This is a genomic window from Streptosporangium sp. NPDC049046, assembly GCF_040649155.1.
GTDB lineage: Bacteria > Actinomycetota > Actinomycetes > Streptosporangiales > Streptosporangiaceae > Streptosporangium.
Window position 1 is genome coordinate 108,149 of the sequence record NZ_JBEZEZ010000010.1, and the last position, 15,234, is coordinate 123,382.

The 15,234-nt window shown below is 71.9% G+C and carries 12 protein-coding genes; 10 read left to right on the forward strand and 2 right to left on the reverse strand.

Annotation, left to right across the window (positions count from 1 at the left end; all coding sequences use genetic code 11):
• Positions 1-76: 76 nt before the first annotated feature.
• From AB0B96_RS16270 to AB0B96_RS16315, 10 genes are all read left to right on the forward strand, one after another.
• The gene (locus tag AB0B96_RS16270) at positions 77-484 is read left to right on the forward strand and encodes a hypothetical protein (protein WP_362899354.1); all 408 of its coding nucleotides are present in this window, start codon (positions 77-79) and stop codon (positions 482-484) included.
• Positions 481-1,707 carry a DUF6395 domain-containing protein gene (locus AB0B96_RS16275; protein ID WP_362899356.1) on the forward strand — a complete coding sequence of 409 codons (1,227 nt, stop codon included), beginning with the start codon at positions 481-483 and terminating at the stop codon, positions 1,705-1,707. Before AB0B96_RS16270 ends, AB0B96_RS16275 begins: the two co-directional genes overlap by 4 nt.
• Positions 1,692-2,546 (forward strand): M55 family metallopeptidase, encoded by an 855-nt coding sequence (locus AB0B96_RS16280; protein ID WP_362899358.1) that lies wholly within the window; start codon positions 1,692-1,694, stop codon positions 2,544-2,546. The genes AB0B96_RS16275 and AB0B96_RS16280 overlap by 16 nt, the downstream gene beginning before the upstream one ends.
• Before the next feature lie 161 nt (positions 2,547-2,707).
• Positions 2,708-4,354 carry an FAD-dependent oxidoreductase gene (locus AB0B96_RS16285; protein ID WP_362899360.1) on the forward strand — a complete coding sequence of 549 codons (1,647 nt, stop codon included), beginning with the start codon at positions 2,708-2,710 and terminating at the stop codon, positions 4,352-4,354.
• A 73-nt stretch (positions 4,355-4,427) separates the two neighbouring features.
• Positions 4,428-4,988 carry a YbaK/EbsC family protein gene (locus tag AB0B96_RS16290; protein WP_362899362.1) on the forward strand — a complete coding sequence of 187 codons (561 nt, stop codon included), beginning with the start codon at positions 4,428-4,430 and terminating at the stop codon, positions 4,986-4,988.
• Between the two features lie 131 nt (positions 4,989-5,119).
• The gene (locus AB0B96_RS16295; protein ID WP_362899364.1) at positions 5,120-7,531 is read left to right on the forward strand and encodes a protein kinase; all 2,412 of its coding nucleotides are present in this window, start codon (positions 5,120-5,122) and stop codon (positions 7,529-7,531) included.
• Positions 7,531-9,480, forward strand: coding sequence for a serine/threonine-protein kinase (locus AB0B96_RS16300; protein ID WP_362899366.1), 1,950 nt, complete (start codon positions 7,531-7,533; stop codon positions 9,478-9,480). The genes AB0B96_RS16295 and AB0B96_RS16300 overlap by 1 nt, the downstream gene beginning before the upstream one ends.
• A 99-nt stretch (positions 9,481-9,579) precedes the next feature.
• Positions 9,580-10,962 (forward strand): serine/threonine-protein kinase, encoded by a 1,383-nt coding sequence (locus tag AB0B96_RS16305; protein WP_362899368.1) that lies wholly within the window; start codon positions 9,580-9,582, stop codon positions 10,960-10,962.
• Positions 10,963-11,289: 327 nt separating this feature from the next.
• Positions 11,290-12,069, forward strand: a complete 780-nt coding sequence (locus tag AB0B96_RS16310; RefSeq protein ID WP_350947580.1) for an electron transfer flavoprotein subunit beta/FixA family protein — start codon at positions 11,290-11,292, stop codon at positions 12,067-12,069.
• An 18-nt stretch (positions 12,070-12,087) separates the two neighbouring features.
• The gene (locus AB0B96_RS16315; RefSeq protein ID WP_362899371.1) at positions 12,088-13,041 is read left to right on the forward strand and encodes an electron transfer flavoprotein subunit alpha/FixB family protein; all 954 of its coding nucleotides are present in this window, start codon (positions 12,088-12,090) and stop codon (positions 13,039-13,041) included.
• Positions 13,042-13,246: 205 nt separating this feature from the next.
• On the opposite strand, the gene AB0B96_RS16320 is transcribed toward AB0B96_RS16315, so the two are convergent.
• Positions 13,247-14,449: an MFS transporter gene (locus AB0B96_RS16320; RefSeq protein ID WP_362899373.1), complete on the reverse strand. Its 1,203-nt coding sequence runs from the start codon at positions 14,447-14,449 to the stop codon at positions 13,247-13,249.
• Between the two features lie 196 nt (positions 14,450-14,645).
• Entirely contained in the window at positions 14,646-15,152 is a 507-nt protein-coding gene (locus tag AB0B96_RS16325) for a TetR/AcrR family transcriptional regulator (RefSeq protein ID WP_362899375.1), read from the reverse strand.
• Positions 15,153-15,234: the final 82 nt, after the last annotated feature.

The window sequence follows — 15,234 nt, forward strand, 5'->3', positions numbered from 1 at the left end:
AGGTCGGCCGGGCTTGATGGGATCGGTCCTAGGTGATCAAGAATTGCCGGTATCGTGCCGGATTATGGTGCGGTTGGTGAAGCGTGCGCTGGTGCCCGCTCCGCTGCGGCGGGCGGTTCTCGGCTGGTTCGACTCTCGGTACATCTCCAGGGCCGACCACAGGCAGGACGTGAAGGACGCGCTCTGGGAGGTGCAGACGCTGGCCAGGGAGGTCACCGCGCTGCGCGCGGAGGTCGTCGAGCTGCGGACGCGGGTGGCCGGGGTCAAACTCGACCCGGTGCGGGCCGGGCGCTGGGACGACGCCCACCGGCTCGCCCAGGAGACCGCGGTCGCGCTGGACGGCGTGCTCAGGAACGAGGTGCTGCTCTGGCAGGCCGTGGACCGCGCCACCGGGACCTCCGAGACCACGGGGGCATCGGGAGGCACGGGAAGCACTGAAGGCGCGAAGGGCGCGGCGAGTGTCGGGAGGGGGAGCGGCGCGTGAGAGTGGCCTGGACGGCCGACGGCGGCACCTGGCACCTGGTGTTCCGGCTGGACCCCGAGGACGACGTCACCGGCCACTGCGCCGACGGCCAGGCACTGAAACTGGCCACGAACACCTTCAGGGCCGAACTGCCGCACCCGCCGCGCGACATCCACCCCGACCTGCTCGCCCTCGCCGCGTGGACCGTGATCGCGCCGTGGACCCGGCGCCGCGTCACCTTCGACCGGCCGATCTCGCCGGAGCTCGCCGGGGCGATCGGCGAGGGCTGGGGCGTCGAGGCGGGTCCCACCGGGACTGCCGGGACGCGATCCGGCGGCAGGCTCGCGATCTCCTACAGCGGCGGGGCCGACTCGGTCGCGGTGGCCGCGATGCTGCCCGACGCGCCGTTCGTGCACTTCCAGCGGGTCTCCCACCCGCGCGTGCCCAACCGGTGGACCCACTACCGATCCGACGTGCTGGCCTCGCTGGCGGAGAAGACCGGCCGCGAGCTCACCGTCGTCCGCTCCGACCTGGAGTTCACCCTCGCCGAGCCCCGTCCCGGCTATCCCGAGCATCACGCGGTCGCCGTGGGCGCGCTGCTGATGGCCGACGAGCTCGACCTGGGCGGCCTCGCCCTGGGCTACGAGCTGGGGTCGCGCTGGCTGGGGGGCGCCCGCTACGTGCACCGGTACACGCCCGACAACCTGATGTGGGCCCCGCACGGCGCCTGGGGCCGGGCGTTCGCCGCCGCCGGGCTGCACCTCGTACTCCCGGTGGGAGGGGTGAGCGAGGCCGTCACGATGCGGCTCGCCCTCGGCTCCGAGCTGCGCGGACAGCTCCGCTGGTGCCTGCGCGGGGTGGGCGGCCCCTGCGGCACCTGCGGCAAGTGCCTGTACAAGGAGCTCATCCAGGCCGCCGTCGAGCGCCGTCCGCTCCGCACCACGATCACCGCGGGCCGCCCGGTCGCCCGCAAGTGGCAGCGACCGCCCCCGTACGGCGGGCAGGAGATGATCGAGTACGGCTGCGCCAGGGTACCCGGCATCGAGGACACGGTCTTCGCCGCGGCGGCGCGGCACCTGCGCGCGACCGAGTCCTCCACCGCCTGGCTGGACCGTTGCTACCCGCCCGCGGTCGCGGAGATTCCCGAACCGTGGCGCAAGCAGGTTCACGACTTCGTGGACGGGGAGATCGGTTTCATGAGCGAGGACGAGGCGCGCCGCGTCGAGACGTGGGGGATGCCGTGAAGGTCTACGTCTCGGTCGACATGGAAGGCGTCACCGGGCTGACCGACCCCGAGGAGATGCACACCGGAGGCCGGGGCTACGAACGCGGCTGCGAGCTGATGACCGGCGACGCGAACGCGGTCGTCGCGGGGGCGTTCGACGCCGGTGCCACCGCCGTGCGCGTCAACGACGCCCACGGCTCGACGAAGAACCTCAGGATCGACCTGCTCGACGAGCGGGCGACCCTCCTGCGGGGTCCGGGAAAGCCGCTGCGGATGGGGCAGGGGCTCGACGCGAGCCACCGGGCGGCCTGCTTCGTCGGCTACCACGCGCGGGCCGGCGTCCAGCACGGGGTGCTCAACCACACCTGGATGGGCAGGGAGATCCACAACATCTACCTCAACGGCGAGGTCTGCGGGGAGACCCGTCTCGTCGCCTCCTTCGCGGGCACGCTCGGCGTGCCGGTGGTCCTGGTGACCGGCGACGAGGCCGTCTGCGAAGAGGCGAGGGAGCTGCTCGGCGACGTGGAGACCGTCGCGGTCAAGAAGGGCGTCGACAGGTTCGCCGCCGAACTTCTGCCGCCCGCCGTCGCCCAGGCCCGGATCCGCGAGGCGACGGCCCGCGCGCTCGACCGGGTGGCCGACTTCCGCCTGTGCGCCCCCGAGCCGCCGTTCGTCCTCGGCGTCGAGTGGAACTCCACCGCGATCGCCGCCGGATGCGCGATCATCCCCGGTGTGACGGCTGCGGGCCCCCGGCACACGGAGTTCACCACCGACGACTTCTCGCAGATCATGGCCCTCCTCGGGATCTTCGCGATGATCGGCGGCCAGGTGGCCTGCGGCAGCGGCGCGTACGGGTGACCCTTCCGATGACCGCTCGCTGCCCTTTCGCCCTTCTTTCGGCACCTAGTCACCATCGATCCGGATAACCTGCGACGCGCGATTCCTCTCGCCCCGGCGGCTCCTTTCGCCCCGGCGAACCCCTTCGACCCGACGGTGCCCGATGTGCTGTGACAACCCCCATGAGTGACGAGACGGGTCCCGAGCGGCCCGACACCTCCTCCGCGGTGCCCACCGCCGAGAAGGCCGCGCCACCCGCCGGAGCGGGCCTGACGCGCAGGGCGCTGCTGGTCGGGGTGGGCGCCGCCGGCGGCGCCGGGGCGATGTTCGCGGCGATGGGCGCGCTCGGTCTCGCACCGGAGTCCCAGAACAGGGACTTCACGCCCCCGCAGCGCTCCGACTTCTCCCTCACCGGCAGGGCGGCGGCCAAGGTGGTCGTCCTCGGCGCGGGCGTCGCCGGGCTGACCTGCGCCTACGAGCTGGGCAAGGCCGGGTACGACTGCACGGTCCTGGAGGCGTCCGGCCGGGTGGGCGGCAGGACCCTCACGCTGCGCGCGGGCGACCGGCTGGACGAGCTGGGCGGCGAGACGCAGACCGCGGCGTTCGAGGAGGGCATCTACTTCAACGCGGGGGCCGCGCGGATCGCGCCCTGGATGGTCACCATGGACTACTGCCGCGAACTGGGCGTACCCGTTGAGATCTTCGTCAACAACAACGCCTCCGCGTACGTCTACACCCAGGGCATGACCGCCCCGGCCAGGGCGCGCGCGGCCCGCGCCGACCTGTACGGCTACGTCGCCGAGCTGCTCGCCAAGGCGAGCAACGCGGGCGCGCTGAACCGGCGGCTCACCAAGGACGACCGCGAGCGGCTGGAGGAGTTCCTGCGGCGCTTCGGCGACCTCGGCCCCGACCTCGCCTACCAGCGGGACTCCAGGCGGCGCGGGTTCGAGACCTACCCGGGGGTGAGTGAGGGCGTGCCCGTGGACGCGGCCGCCTCCCTGCGCGAGGTGCTCGCCGCGGGCACCGGCAGATACGTCACCATGGACTTCGGCTACGACCAGGTGATGCCCATGTTCCAGCCGGTGGGCGGCATGGACGCCATCGTCGTCGCGCTCGCCGACGCGGTCGGCCGCGACCGGATCAGGACCGGCACCCGGGTGACCGGGATCAAGAACCTGCCCGACGGGGTGGAGATCACCCACCGGAGCGGCACCGAGGACGGCGTCGTCCGCGCCGACTACTGCGTCGCGACCCTGCCGCCCCACCTGCTCGCGCGCCTGCCGCACAATCTCGGCACCCCGATCACCGCCGCCCTCCGCACCCCCGTACCCGTCTCCGCGGGCAAGATCGGGCTGGAGTACGGGAGGCGCTGGTGGGAGATCGACGACCACATCTACGGCGGCGCCACCGAGACGGACCTGGACATCACTCACATCTGGTACCCCTCCCACGGCTACCACTCCCGCGGCGGCCTGGTGGTCGGCTACTACAACAGAGACGAGAACGCCGACATGTACACCGGTCTCTCCCACCGCGAGCGCCGCAACCGCGCGCTCACCCAGGGCAAGAAGATCCACGGGGAGAAGTACCGCGCGGAGCTGCGCTCCAGCATCTCGATCTCCTGGGGGCGCCAGCCGCACATCGAGGGCGGCTGGGCGAGCTGGCCCTCCTACGAGGGCGCGTTCGCCCTGCTGCAGCGCCCCGCGGGCCGGGTCCACTTCGCCGGAGACTGGCTCACCCACCTCACCGCCTGGCAGGCCGGTGCGATGGAGTCCGCGAGGAGAGCGGTCACCGATCTGCACCACCGGGTACTCCAGACGACATCCTGAGTGTCACCGCACGGCCGTAAAGTCTTCGGTGCGGGAGAATTTCCAAGGGAATTCCTAGGGAGACGAGACGGCGATGACGATCGGGACGTTGGACTGGACGAGTGCCGCCGAGCGGCCCGACCTGCTGGCCGAGCCGGTGGCACGGGCCGTCGGGGAGCTTGACGGGTTCGGCGGCGGGGCCGGCGGAGTCGGTGGGCTCGCCGGGATAACCGTCGCCGAGATCGACCCGGAGCTCGCCGACACGGCGGCCTTCTGCGAGCGCTACGGGGTGGGCATGGACGAGTCGGCCAACTGCGTGATCGTGGCGGCCAGGCGCGCGGGGGAGACCCGCTACGCGGCGTGCATGGTGCTCGCCACCACGAGGGCCGACGTGAACGGGGTGATCCGGCGCCACCTGGACGCGCGGAAGATCTCGTTCGCGCCGATGGACGACGCGGTCACGCTGACCGGAATGGAGTACGGCGGGATCACCCCGCTCGGGCTGCCCGAGGACTGGCCGGTGCTCGTCGACGAGGCGGTGGCGGCCCACCCGGGGGTCGTGATCGGCAGCGGTGTCCGCCGCTCCAAGCTCGCCGTTTCCGGCTCCCTGCTGGCGGGGTTGAAGACGGCACGGGTTCTTCACCTGGCGAACTGACGCGAAAATGAGATTAAGTGGGAGAGGAAATCGGGAAACCGTCGAGGTTCTGTGAACGTTATTCAATCGGGAAATGTGGCCCGATGGTTCATCTCGTGGGCGGGATCTAAGCCGATATGGTGCTTCATGCCATGAATCAGGACGACCGATTGGGTCCCTACCGGCTGCTGAGGCGGCTGGGCGAGGGCGGTATGGGCGTGGTCCACCTAGCCGTCGACCCGCAGGGCCGGCAGGTGGCGGTGAAGGTCCTCCGTGCGGAGGTGGCGGGCGACGACGTCGCGCGTCGCCGTCTTTCGCGCGAGGTCGAGACGATGCGGCGGGTGCGCAGCGAATACATCGCGGAGGTCCTCGACGCCGACGTGACCGGCCATCGCCCGTACATCGTGACGCGATACGTCGCGGGCAGTCCGCTGGACGAGGTGATCAAGCAGGACGGCCCCATGGAGCTGCCCGCGCTGCTGCGGGTCGCGCACGGGGTGGCGTCGGCGCTGGCCGCCGTCCACTCGGTCGGGGTGATCCACCGCGACCTGAAGCCCGGCAACATCCTCATCCTGGACGGCGAGCCGGTTCTCATCGACTTCGGCATCGCGCAGGCGGTCGACGCCACCCGGCTCACCCAGACCGGCATGTTCATCGGCACCCCCGGCTATCTCGCCCCCGAGATCATCGAGGGGCACGAGGCCGGGCCGGAGGTCGACGTGCACGCCTGGGCGGGGACCCTGGTCTTCGCCGCCACCGGCCAGCCGCCCTTCGGCAAGGGCACGCTGGAGATGATCTTCTACAACATCACCGCGGGCAAGGCGAACGTCGACGCCGTCCCGCAGACGCTCCAGCCGGTCCTGCGGGCCGCCCTCCAGCGCGACCCGGCGAGGCGGCCGTCGGCCGCCGAGCTGGCGGAGCGGGTGGGACGCCTGCTGCCCGCCTCCGGCAGGCCCCGGGTGCCCGACGAGATCACCACGGTCGCGGAGTTCGACGACTCCGCCCCCGGCTCCCGTACGCCCGGCACGCCCGGCGCCCCGGGCACCTCCGGCCGTCCCGGAGCCTTCGGCGTCCCCGGCACGTCCGGCGTCCCCGGTGCGTACGGTGTTCCCGGTGTCCCCGGCGCGCGGTCCGGCCAGGGTGGCCTGCCGGGTCAGGGTGATCACGGTCGTCAGGCGGCCCGGCAGGGGCAGGGTTCCACGGGATCCGGGTCCCCGGTCCCGCACGTTCCCGGCCGTCAGGGCGCCGCCGTCGAGCCCGGCGACGTGCCGACCCCGGTGGCGTCACGTCCCGCGGTCCCGCAGCCCACCTCCTGGCCTCCCACCCCCGTGGCCCAGCCCCACGAGTACGTCTCGATGCTCGGCGCCGAGCAGCCCGACCCGTGGCCCACCCGTCGGGTGACGTCCGAGGAGCTGCGCCAGGCCGCGGCGGCCCAGCAGGCCGCGCACGACCTGCCCACCGGCATGCTCGCCCCCGAGGACGTCCCCACCCGCACCCCGGGCGTCGTCCCCGGAGCGATGCCCGGCCCGTCCACTCCCGCCGTCCACGACCAGGGTGCCACCGCGCCGGTCTCCGACGGCGACATCCCCACCCAGCGGGTCCGCCCCCAGGATCTGCAGGAATACATCCGCCAGTACACCAACCAGCCGGGACAGCCGGGACAGCCGGGACAGCCGGGACAGCCGGGACAGCAGGGTCAGCAGGCGCAGGCGGGTCAGCACGGTCAGCAGAGCCGGTCGCCGCTGCCGGGCGGCCGGCCCGCGCCGCCCTACCCGCAGCGGCAGGCACCGCCCGACCAGCAGCAGACCCCGCAGGTCCGCACCCCCACGCCGCCGCCCTACCCCTATCCGCACCCCCAGTCGCAGCACCAGCAGCAGGCCCACCAGTACGCACAGCACCACCAGCAGCCCCAGCAGCCCGTGCCGCCGGCGCTCCACCCCGGCCAGCGTCCGGGTCACGCGTTGCAGCGCTCCAAGGCGTACGGGGTGGCGGGTGTGCTGATGCTGGTCGTGATGACGGCCGCGGCGGTCATCGCCCCGGTGATCGTCGCCGCGCTGGTGATCCCGGCGGCGATCCTGCTGCGCGCCGCCGACATCGCCCAGCCGGCGTTCAACGCCAGAAGAAACGCGGGTGAGGCCGCGGCCGACGTCCTGCGGGTGCTCGGCCAGCCGGTCGCGCTCCTGAAGTCGATCGGCATCACCGTCGCCCTGGTGCCGTACGCGCTCATCCTCGGCCTGCCGGTGACGCTCCTGCTCGCCGTGCTGGTCAGGGACATGCCGGAGACCAACGCGCTGAGCTGGGGCGTGGCCGTCGCGCTCTGGACCGTCTGCGCCGGACCCGGTGTCGAAGGCCCCAGCCGCCAGATGAGACGTACGCTGGCATCACTGCTGCCGTCGCGCGGCGCGGCCATCGTCGCCGCCGTGGGACTGGCCGCGGTGGCGGCGCTGATGGTCTTCCTGGCGATCGGCACCGTGGGAGACGCGGCACGACGAGCGGTGTGGACACCGGTCGATGTCGGAACGGTGGTGCTCGAACTGGAAGACCTACGAAAGAAGGCGGCGTGATGACCGGCGACACGCGGGCGCCCGAGCGGCTGGGTCCGTACCGCCTGCTCAGGAAGATCGGCGAGGGCGGCATGGGCGTCGTCCACCTCGGGCTCGACGAGGACGGGCGCGAGGTGGCCGTCAAGGTCCTGCACCCGCACGTGGCCGCCGACCTCAAGGCGCGCGACCGGCTCACTCGCGAGGTGGAGACCATGCGGCGGGTGCGCAGCCCGCACGTCGCCGAGGTGCTCGACGCCGAGCTGACGGCGAGGCAGCCCTACATCGTGACCAGGTTCGCCCCCGGCCGCACGCTGGAGGAGACCGTCCTGGAGGACGGCCCGCTCCCCGCGGACCAGCTCATCCGGCTGGCGCAGGGCATGTGCGCGGCGCTGGTGGCCATCCACGCCGCCGACGTCATCCACCGCGACTTCAAGCCGTCCAACGTGATGATCGTCAACGGTGACCCGCTCGTCATCGACTTCGGTATCGCGCACCTGGTCAACGCGACCCGGCTCACCCAGACCGGCATGTTCGTCGGCACCCCCGGCTATCTCGCCCCGGAGATCATCCGCGATTCCGAGATCACCCAGGCGGCCGACGTGCACGCGCTGGCCTCGACGGTCTTCTTCGGCGCGACCGGCAAGCCGCCGTTCGGCACGGGCAGCTTCGAGGTCGTCTGCTTCAACATCATGGAGGGCAGGGCCAACGTCGACCTGGCCCCCGCGTGGCTGCGGGGCTGGCTCAGGCGGGCCCTCGCCGTCGACCCCACCGCGAGGCCGTCCGCGCCGGAGCTGCACAGGATGGCCCGCGCCCTCGACCCGAGGGTGACGGCCTTCCACGAGACGCCGCCCACCGCCGTCCTCGACGGCGGCACGAAGGTGCTCAACACCGACGGCACCAGGGTCCTGGACGGTGCCCCGCCGCCGCCCCCGCCCCCGCAGGGCACCCGGGTGCTGCCGCAGGACGACGGTTACGCCGACCTGCTCCCGCCGGTCGAGTACGCCAAGCCGGAGCGGCGCGAGCGCAGGCCCAGACAGGAGCAGGGCCAGGGATCCGCTGCGACGGCACCGCCCCCCTACGTCCCGGCTTCCAAACCGCCGCCCTACGTCCCCGCGCCGCCCTCGGCGCAGGCGAGGGCCGCCGCACCGCCGCCCTTCCCCGACCAGCGGGTGGCCGGATATCCGGCGCCGCCGCCCACCGGTCAGGCTCGGCCCTACCCGCCGCCGGTCCAGGCGCGGCGTGAGGCGCCGACCCAGGACCGGCCCGCGCCCCGCACCCCTCCGCAGGAGCGCTACCGTGCGGGCCATCCGCTCGCCGCGGCGCTGCTGCTCACGATCCTGGTGGCGCTCGCCTGCATGCTGCCCGTGGTGGTGAGCGTGTTCGCGCTGGCCGCCGCGCTCTGCCTGCGGGTGGGCGAGCACCTCTTCGGCGAGCTGGCAGAGCGCCGCTCCATCCGGGGCAGCAGCCCGAGTGACCCGCTGCTCGCGGTGCTCGGCACCCCGTGGGCGTTGATCAGGTCCGCGTTCGGGACGCTCACCAGCGCGGTGCTGTCCGCGATGTTCGGCATGTGCGTGTGGGGCTTCCTCGTCTACGCCGGAGACATGAACAAGAACTTCGCGGCCGCCTACGCCGCGGGCGCCTTCGTGGCGGGGTTGTTCGTCCTGCCCGGTGGCGGCAAGCCGCGCAAGGCCGTCGCCCGCGCGCTGAGCGGGGTCATCCGCAGCCCCGGCGCGGGCATGGTGACCACGATCGTGCTGGGCACGCTGGCGTTCTTCGCGGTCATGACGGCGTGGAGCGTGGTCCCCTCCTTCTCGCCGTGGCAGCCCCCCACCGAGGTGGTCAAAGACCTCACGGCCCAGTGGCGGCAGACGGCGAACGAGGGCACGATGGGCGTGCTCGACCTCGTCGGGGGTCTTTTCGACGACCTGATGACCAGCCTCGGCCTTGGCTTCCTCACCTTCTGGAGATAACGGCACGTCGGGGCCGTCGGCGGGTTTTTCCGGCCGGTGAACCGGTGCGCGATCGTCTTCTCTGCTGCACGATGGAGGTGACCGGCCGGAAGGAGTCGCATGGTCGCGACCGACGGTGAACGTCTTGGCCCCTACCGCCTGTTGTCGCGACTGGGCGCCGGAGGTTTCGGCGAGGTCCATTTGGCGCTGGATCCCAGGGGACGCACGGTGGCGGTCAAGATCCTGCACCCCCACGTCGCGGCGGACGAGACGGCCTTGACCAGGCTGGCCCGCGAGGTGGAGACCATGCGGCTGGTCCAGGGGCCTCGGGTCGCCGAGGTCCTGGACGCCTCCCTGGAGGGGCCCCGCCCCTATCTGGTCACCCGTTATGTGCAGGGCCGGCCGCTCAGCGCGGTGGTCGCCGCCGACGGTCCCGTCGTCGGCGACGATCTCGTACGCCTGGCGCGCGGCCTGGCCGAGGCCCTCGCCACCGTGCACGCCGCCGGGGTGGTGCACCGCGATCTCAAGCCCGCCAACGTGATCCTGACCGACGGCGAACCGGTCGTGATCGACTTCGGCATCGCCTCCGCGCTCGACTCGCCCTCGGTCACCGCCTCGGGGGCCGTGCTCGGCACCCCCGGCTATCTGGCGCCCGAGGTGCTGGAGGGCGCCGAGGCCGGCCCCGAGGCCGACGTCTTCGCGCTCGGGGCGACGCTGGCGTACGCGGCCACCGGGCGGCACCCCTACGGCACGGGGCCGGCGTCGGCGGTCGGCTACCGGGTCGTCCACCACTCTCCCGACCTCGACGGCGTTCCCGGATGGCTGGAGCCGACGCTCGGCAGGTGCCTGCTGCGCGTTCCCGCCGACCGGCCGTCCGCGGACATGATCGTGGAGCGGCTGGACGGTACGCCGGTCGCAGGCCCGGCCGGACACCGCCACGAGGAAGTCGGCGCGAGGAAGAGCGCCCGGGGCAGGGGCGTGCGGCGGCGGAGGGTCGGGTTCCGTGACCCTTCGCCGTTCGTGGAGGCGGACCTTTCTGACGCCGGGGCCCGGCACCGGGACGTCTCGGTGCCGGAGAGCAGACGACCGGCCGACACCGGGATGCAGGATCTCAGCACCCGGGAGTGGCGGCCGGGGGAGCCGCGCCGGGCGGCGGGCAGGCCCTCGCCGGAGGAGGCCTTCGCGCGCCGCAGGGTCGTCCTGCACCGTCGCTGGGTCGTCGGCACCGGTCTGTTCGTCTCCCTGCTGGCCGCGACCGCGAGGGAACCGCTGCCGGAGGTGGCGCTGCTGCTGCTCACCGGGTACGGCTCGGTGATGCTCGTCGACGCGGGCATCGCGCTGTTCGCCCGCCGCGACCGTGGGCGCATGATCCTCGACCTGGCGGCGGGGGCCGGGGCCGTCGCGCTGGGAGCGGTTTTGAGCACGTTCTTCAGTACGCTCACCCTGGCGCTGGTGCTGGGCACCGTCGTCTTCGTCCTGGTCGGGATCCTGGTGGCGAGCTGAGCGGGCGAGGGCCGTCCCGCTGTGTGGAACCCGCCCGCGAGCACCGGAACATAGCTCGGTATGGTAGGGGCGTGTTCCTCGGGGAAGGTTACGGCTGCCCGATGTGAGCCGTGCAACCTGGTGGTTTGCACCTAAGCTACTCGTGGGTAACATAATTGAGGGAGGCCGGGGCGGGCACGTACCGACCGGGCAACCCACTGCCACGCCGCCCGAGAGCATTTGGCAGTCTTGGCAGCGCGTGCACGTACCCCGCGTGCACGTACCGCATTCGGCGTCAACCGCAGCGACGCGGTGGCGTACGCGAACACGGGAGGTCGGCCACCGGCCATGAACATCGTCGTCTGCGTGAAGCAGGTCCCCGACACGGCGACCGAGCGCAAGCTGAGGTCCGATGACAATACGCTCGACCGCGACGCCGCCGACGGCGTCATCAACGAGCTGTGCGAATACGCGGTCGAGGAGGCACTGCGCCTGAAGGAGGCCCACGGCGGTGAGGTGACCGTCCTCACCATGGGCCCCGCCAAGGCGAGCGACACCATCCGCAAGGCTCTGGCCATGGGCGCCGACAAGGCCGTCCACCTGGTGGACGACGCGCTGCACGGCTCGGACGCCCTGGGCACCTCACACGCCCTGGCACAGACCCTCAAGAAGATCGGTTTCGATCTGGTCGTGCTCGGCTCGGAGTCGACGGACGCCCGCACAGGCGTCCTCGCCGCGATGCTGGCCGAGCGCCTCGGCGTGCCGCAGCTCACCTTCGCCAACCAGGTGCAGGTCGACAAGGGCGCCATCTCCATCCAGCGCGTCACCGACTACGGCTATGACAAGGTCGAGGCCTCGCTGCCCGCCGTCGTCTCCGTCGTGGAGAAGATCAACGAGCCGCGCTACCCGTCCTTCAAGGGCATCATGGCCGCGAAGAAGAAGCCGGTCGAGAAGCTCGGCGTCGCCGACGCCGAGATCGACGCCTCCCAGGTGGGCCTGGCCAACTCGTGGAGCGAGGTCGCCGAGTTCGCGGTCGCCCCGCCCCGCGCGGCGGGCACGGTCGTCAAGGACGAGGGCGACGGCGGCGTGAAGGCCGCCGACTTCCTCGCGTCGAAGAAGTTCGTCTGAGAACGGGGGTTAGGTGAAATGTCCGAGATTCTCGTTCTGGTCGAGCACGTCGAGGGCCAGGTCAAGAAGGTCACCCTTGAGCTGCTGACGCTCGCCAGGAAGCTGGGCACCCCGGCGGCGGTCTGGACGGGAGCGGGATACTCTCCCGAGGCCCAGGCCAGGCTGGCCGAGCACGGCGCGGAGAAGATCTACGTGGCCGACTCCGCCGAGGTGAGCGACTACGTCGTGGCCCCCAAGGCGGAGCTTCTCGCCCACCTGGTGGGCGAGAAGTCGCCGGTCGCGGTGCTCGTCGCCGCGACGGCCGAGGCGAAGGAGATCGCCGGCCGTCTCGCCATCAAGATCGACTCCGGTGTGCTCACCGACGTCGTCGGCATCGAGGACGGCCTGGTCGCCGACCAGTCCATCTTCGGCGGCGGCATCAACGTCCGCTCGCGGGTGACCAAGGGCATCCCGATCGTCGCGGTGCGCCCCAACGCCACTCCTGTCGAGGCCGCCGCGGGCGCGGGCGCCGAGGAGCACGTCGCCTTCACCGTGTCCGACGCCGCCAAGGGCGCCAGGATCGTGGAGCGGGTCAAGGAGGAGAAGGGCGCTCGCCCGGAGCTCACCGAGGCCGCGATCGTGGTCTCCGGTGGCCGGGGTGTCGGCTCCGCGGAGAAGTTCTCCATCATCGAGGAGCTGGCCGACTCGCTCGGCGCGGCCGTCGGCGCCTCCCGCGCCGCCACCGACGCCGGCTGGTACCCGCACCAGTTCCAGGTCGGCCAGACCGGCAAGACCGTCTCGCCGCAGCTGTACATCGCGGCGGGCATCTCCGGAGCGATCCAGCACCGGGCCGGCATGCAGACCGCGAAGACGATCGTCGCGATCAACAAGGACCCCGAGGCGCCGATCTTCGAGCTCGCCGACTACGGCGTCGTGGGCGACCTGCACCAGATCGTCCCGCAGCTGACCGAGGAGGTCACCAAGCGCAAGTGACCCGCTCGGGTCACTCGCGTACGACAGGCAGGAAGACGGGAGGGGCCCGCACGTCGTGTGCGGGCCCCTCCCGTCCTTCTTTCCGGTTCTCTCGGAGGGCTCCCGGACCGGAACGGCCCGCGAGGCGCGAGACCCGCGAAGCCCCGCACCCATGGCGCGTGGTTCGTCGGCCCGGCCCCGTTTTCGGGCGGAGGCCGGGACGAGGTCAGGCCGCCATGGACAGCTCGCGCCTGGGGCTCTCCAGCGGGACGGTGACCGCGCGGGAGCGGGGCAGGAACCACGCCGCGGCGGCGATCAGGACGCCGAGCACCACGGCGATGCCGAGGCCCACCCTGAGCGTGACCAGGTCGGAGAGGAAACCGATGATCACGGGGCCGAGCAGCAGCCCCGCGTAGCCCATCGCACCGGTCTGGGCGATGGCGGGTCCGGGATCGCCGGTCGCGCCGCCCGCCAGGGACATCGCCATCGGCGAGACCGTCGCCACGGCCACGCCCACGAACAGCATCGCCGACAGGGCGATCGGCGCCGTGGGGGCCGTGATGACCACGGCGAAGGTCGCGGCGGTGGCCAGACCCGAGGCGACCATCATGCCGCGGGCCCCGAAGCGGATCCGGACCCGGTCGCCGGCGAGACGTCCGGCGAGCATGCCCGCCTCGAAGATCGGATAGCCCAGGGCGGCGAGCGCCTCCGGCGCCCCCAGCACGTTGCGCAGGTACAGGCCGTTCCAGTCGGCGACCGTGCCCTCCACCATGAACGCGCAGAAGGCGATCACGCCGAGGAGGTAGACCACCGGAGGCATCCGGCGCCTCGCCGTGCTCCGGCTCCCGGCCGAACGGCCCGAGGGCGCCGGAGGGTCGGGCAGGTAGGAGCGGCTGAGGAAGACCGTCACGGGGAGCGCGAGCAGCGCGACCAGGGCGAGGTGGACCGTGATCGAGAGCCCGGCCACGATCGCCACGGTGCCCAGCAGGCCCGCCGAGATCGCCCCCACGCACCAGCCGGCGTGCATGCCGTTCATCAGCGGGCGGTCGTAGGCGCGCTCGACCGCCGACCCCTGCGCGTTCATCGCGACGTCCACCGCGCCGAACGCCATGCCGAACAGGCCGCTCGCGACCAGGACAAGGGGGAACGAGGGCGCCACCGCGAGCAGCGCCAGGGTGATCGCGGTCAGGGGGGCCGCGACCCGCAGGATGCTCCGGCTGCCGAAGCGTGCCATCACCCCGCGCATCGACTGCATGGTGATGAGCGCTCCCAGCCCCCACACGAGGAGGGTGACGCCCACCGACGCCTCGGACAGGCCGAGTTTGTCGGAGAGCGCCGGAATGCGCACGGTCATCGATCCGCACAGCAGCCCGGCGAGCACGAATGTGAGAACCGCCCCGGTTCGGGCCGCCCTCAGGTCGCGGGTCATGACGTAATCCCTTCAATAAATGTTTTGACAAACCGGGGAGCGGGCATGCCGAAGACGGTCGCTTTCGCACGCGAAAGCGACCACCAGTTTTTAGGGGCCTACCTGCTCGGTGAATGATCGGAATAGACGCCCACCGATCGGCGCGTCAGGGCGCCAAAATGATCAGGTGGGCAGGGTGTTCAGGCGGGCGGGGTGCTCAGGCGGGCAGCAGGGCGAGAAGGCGCTCTTTCAGCCCCTCGAAGTGCTCGGCGTCGTAGAGATCGGGGTCGTGGCTCGCCACGTCCCACAGTCCCTCGCAGGCCAGGCGCACGATCTGCGCGGCCCCCGGGTCGGGCTCGCGGTCGAGCCCCTCGCGGTGCCAGCGGGCCATCGCCACCCGCAGCGGCGCCAGAAGATAGAGGTTGCCGGAGGCTCCCGTCACCACGGCCCAGCGTCGCAGCCTGCCGCTCTGCACGGCGGCGAACGTGGCCGCCAGATAGTTCTTGGTGTAGGTGTCGTGTCCCTGAGCCGCGATGAGCTCGTCGAACTCCTCGATCAGCCGCTCGACCATGCCCTTGATCAGGGCTTCCTTCGTGCCGAAGTGATAGAGCAGACCGCCCTTGCTGCATCCGGCGCGCTCGGCGACGGTCGCCAGGGTGAGCGCCTGAGAGCCCTGGTCGCAGAGCAGATCCTCTGCCGCGTCCAACAGCTCTTCCCGTCTCATGGCGGTTACTGTACCGTCTGGACGGTTTAGTAGTCAACTCGGGGATCAGGTCCCGGGCGGGCGCGGATACCCTTGGAAGGTT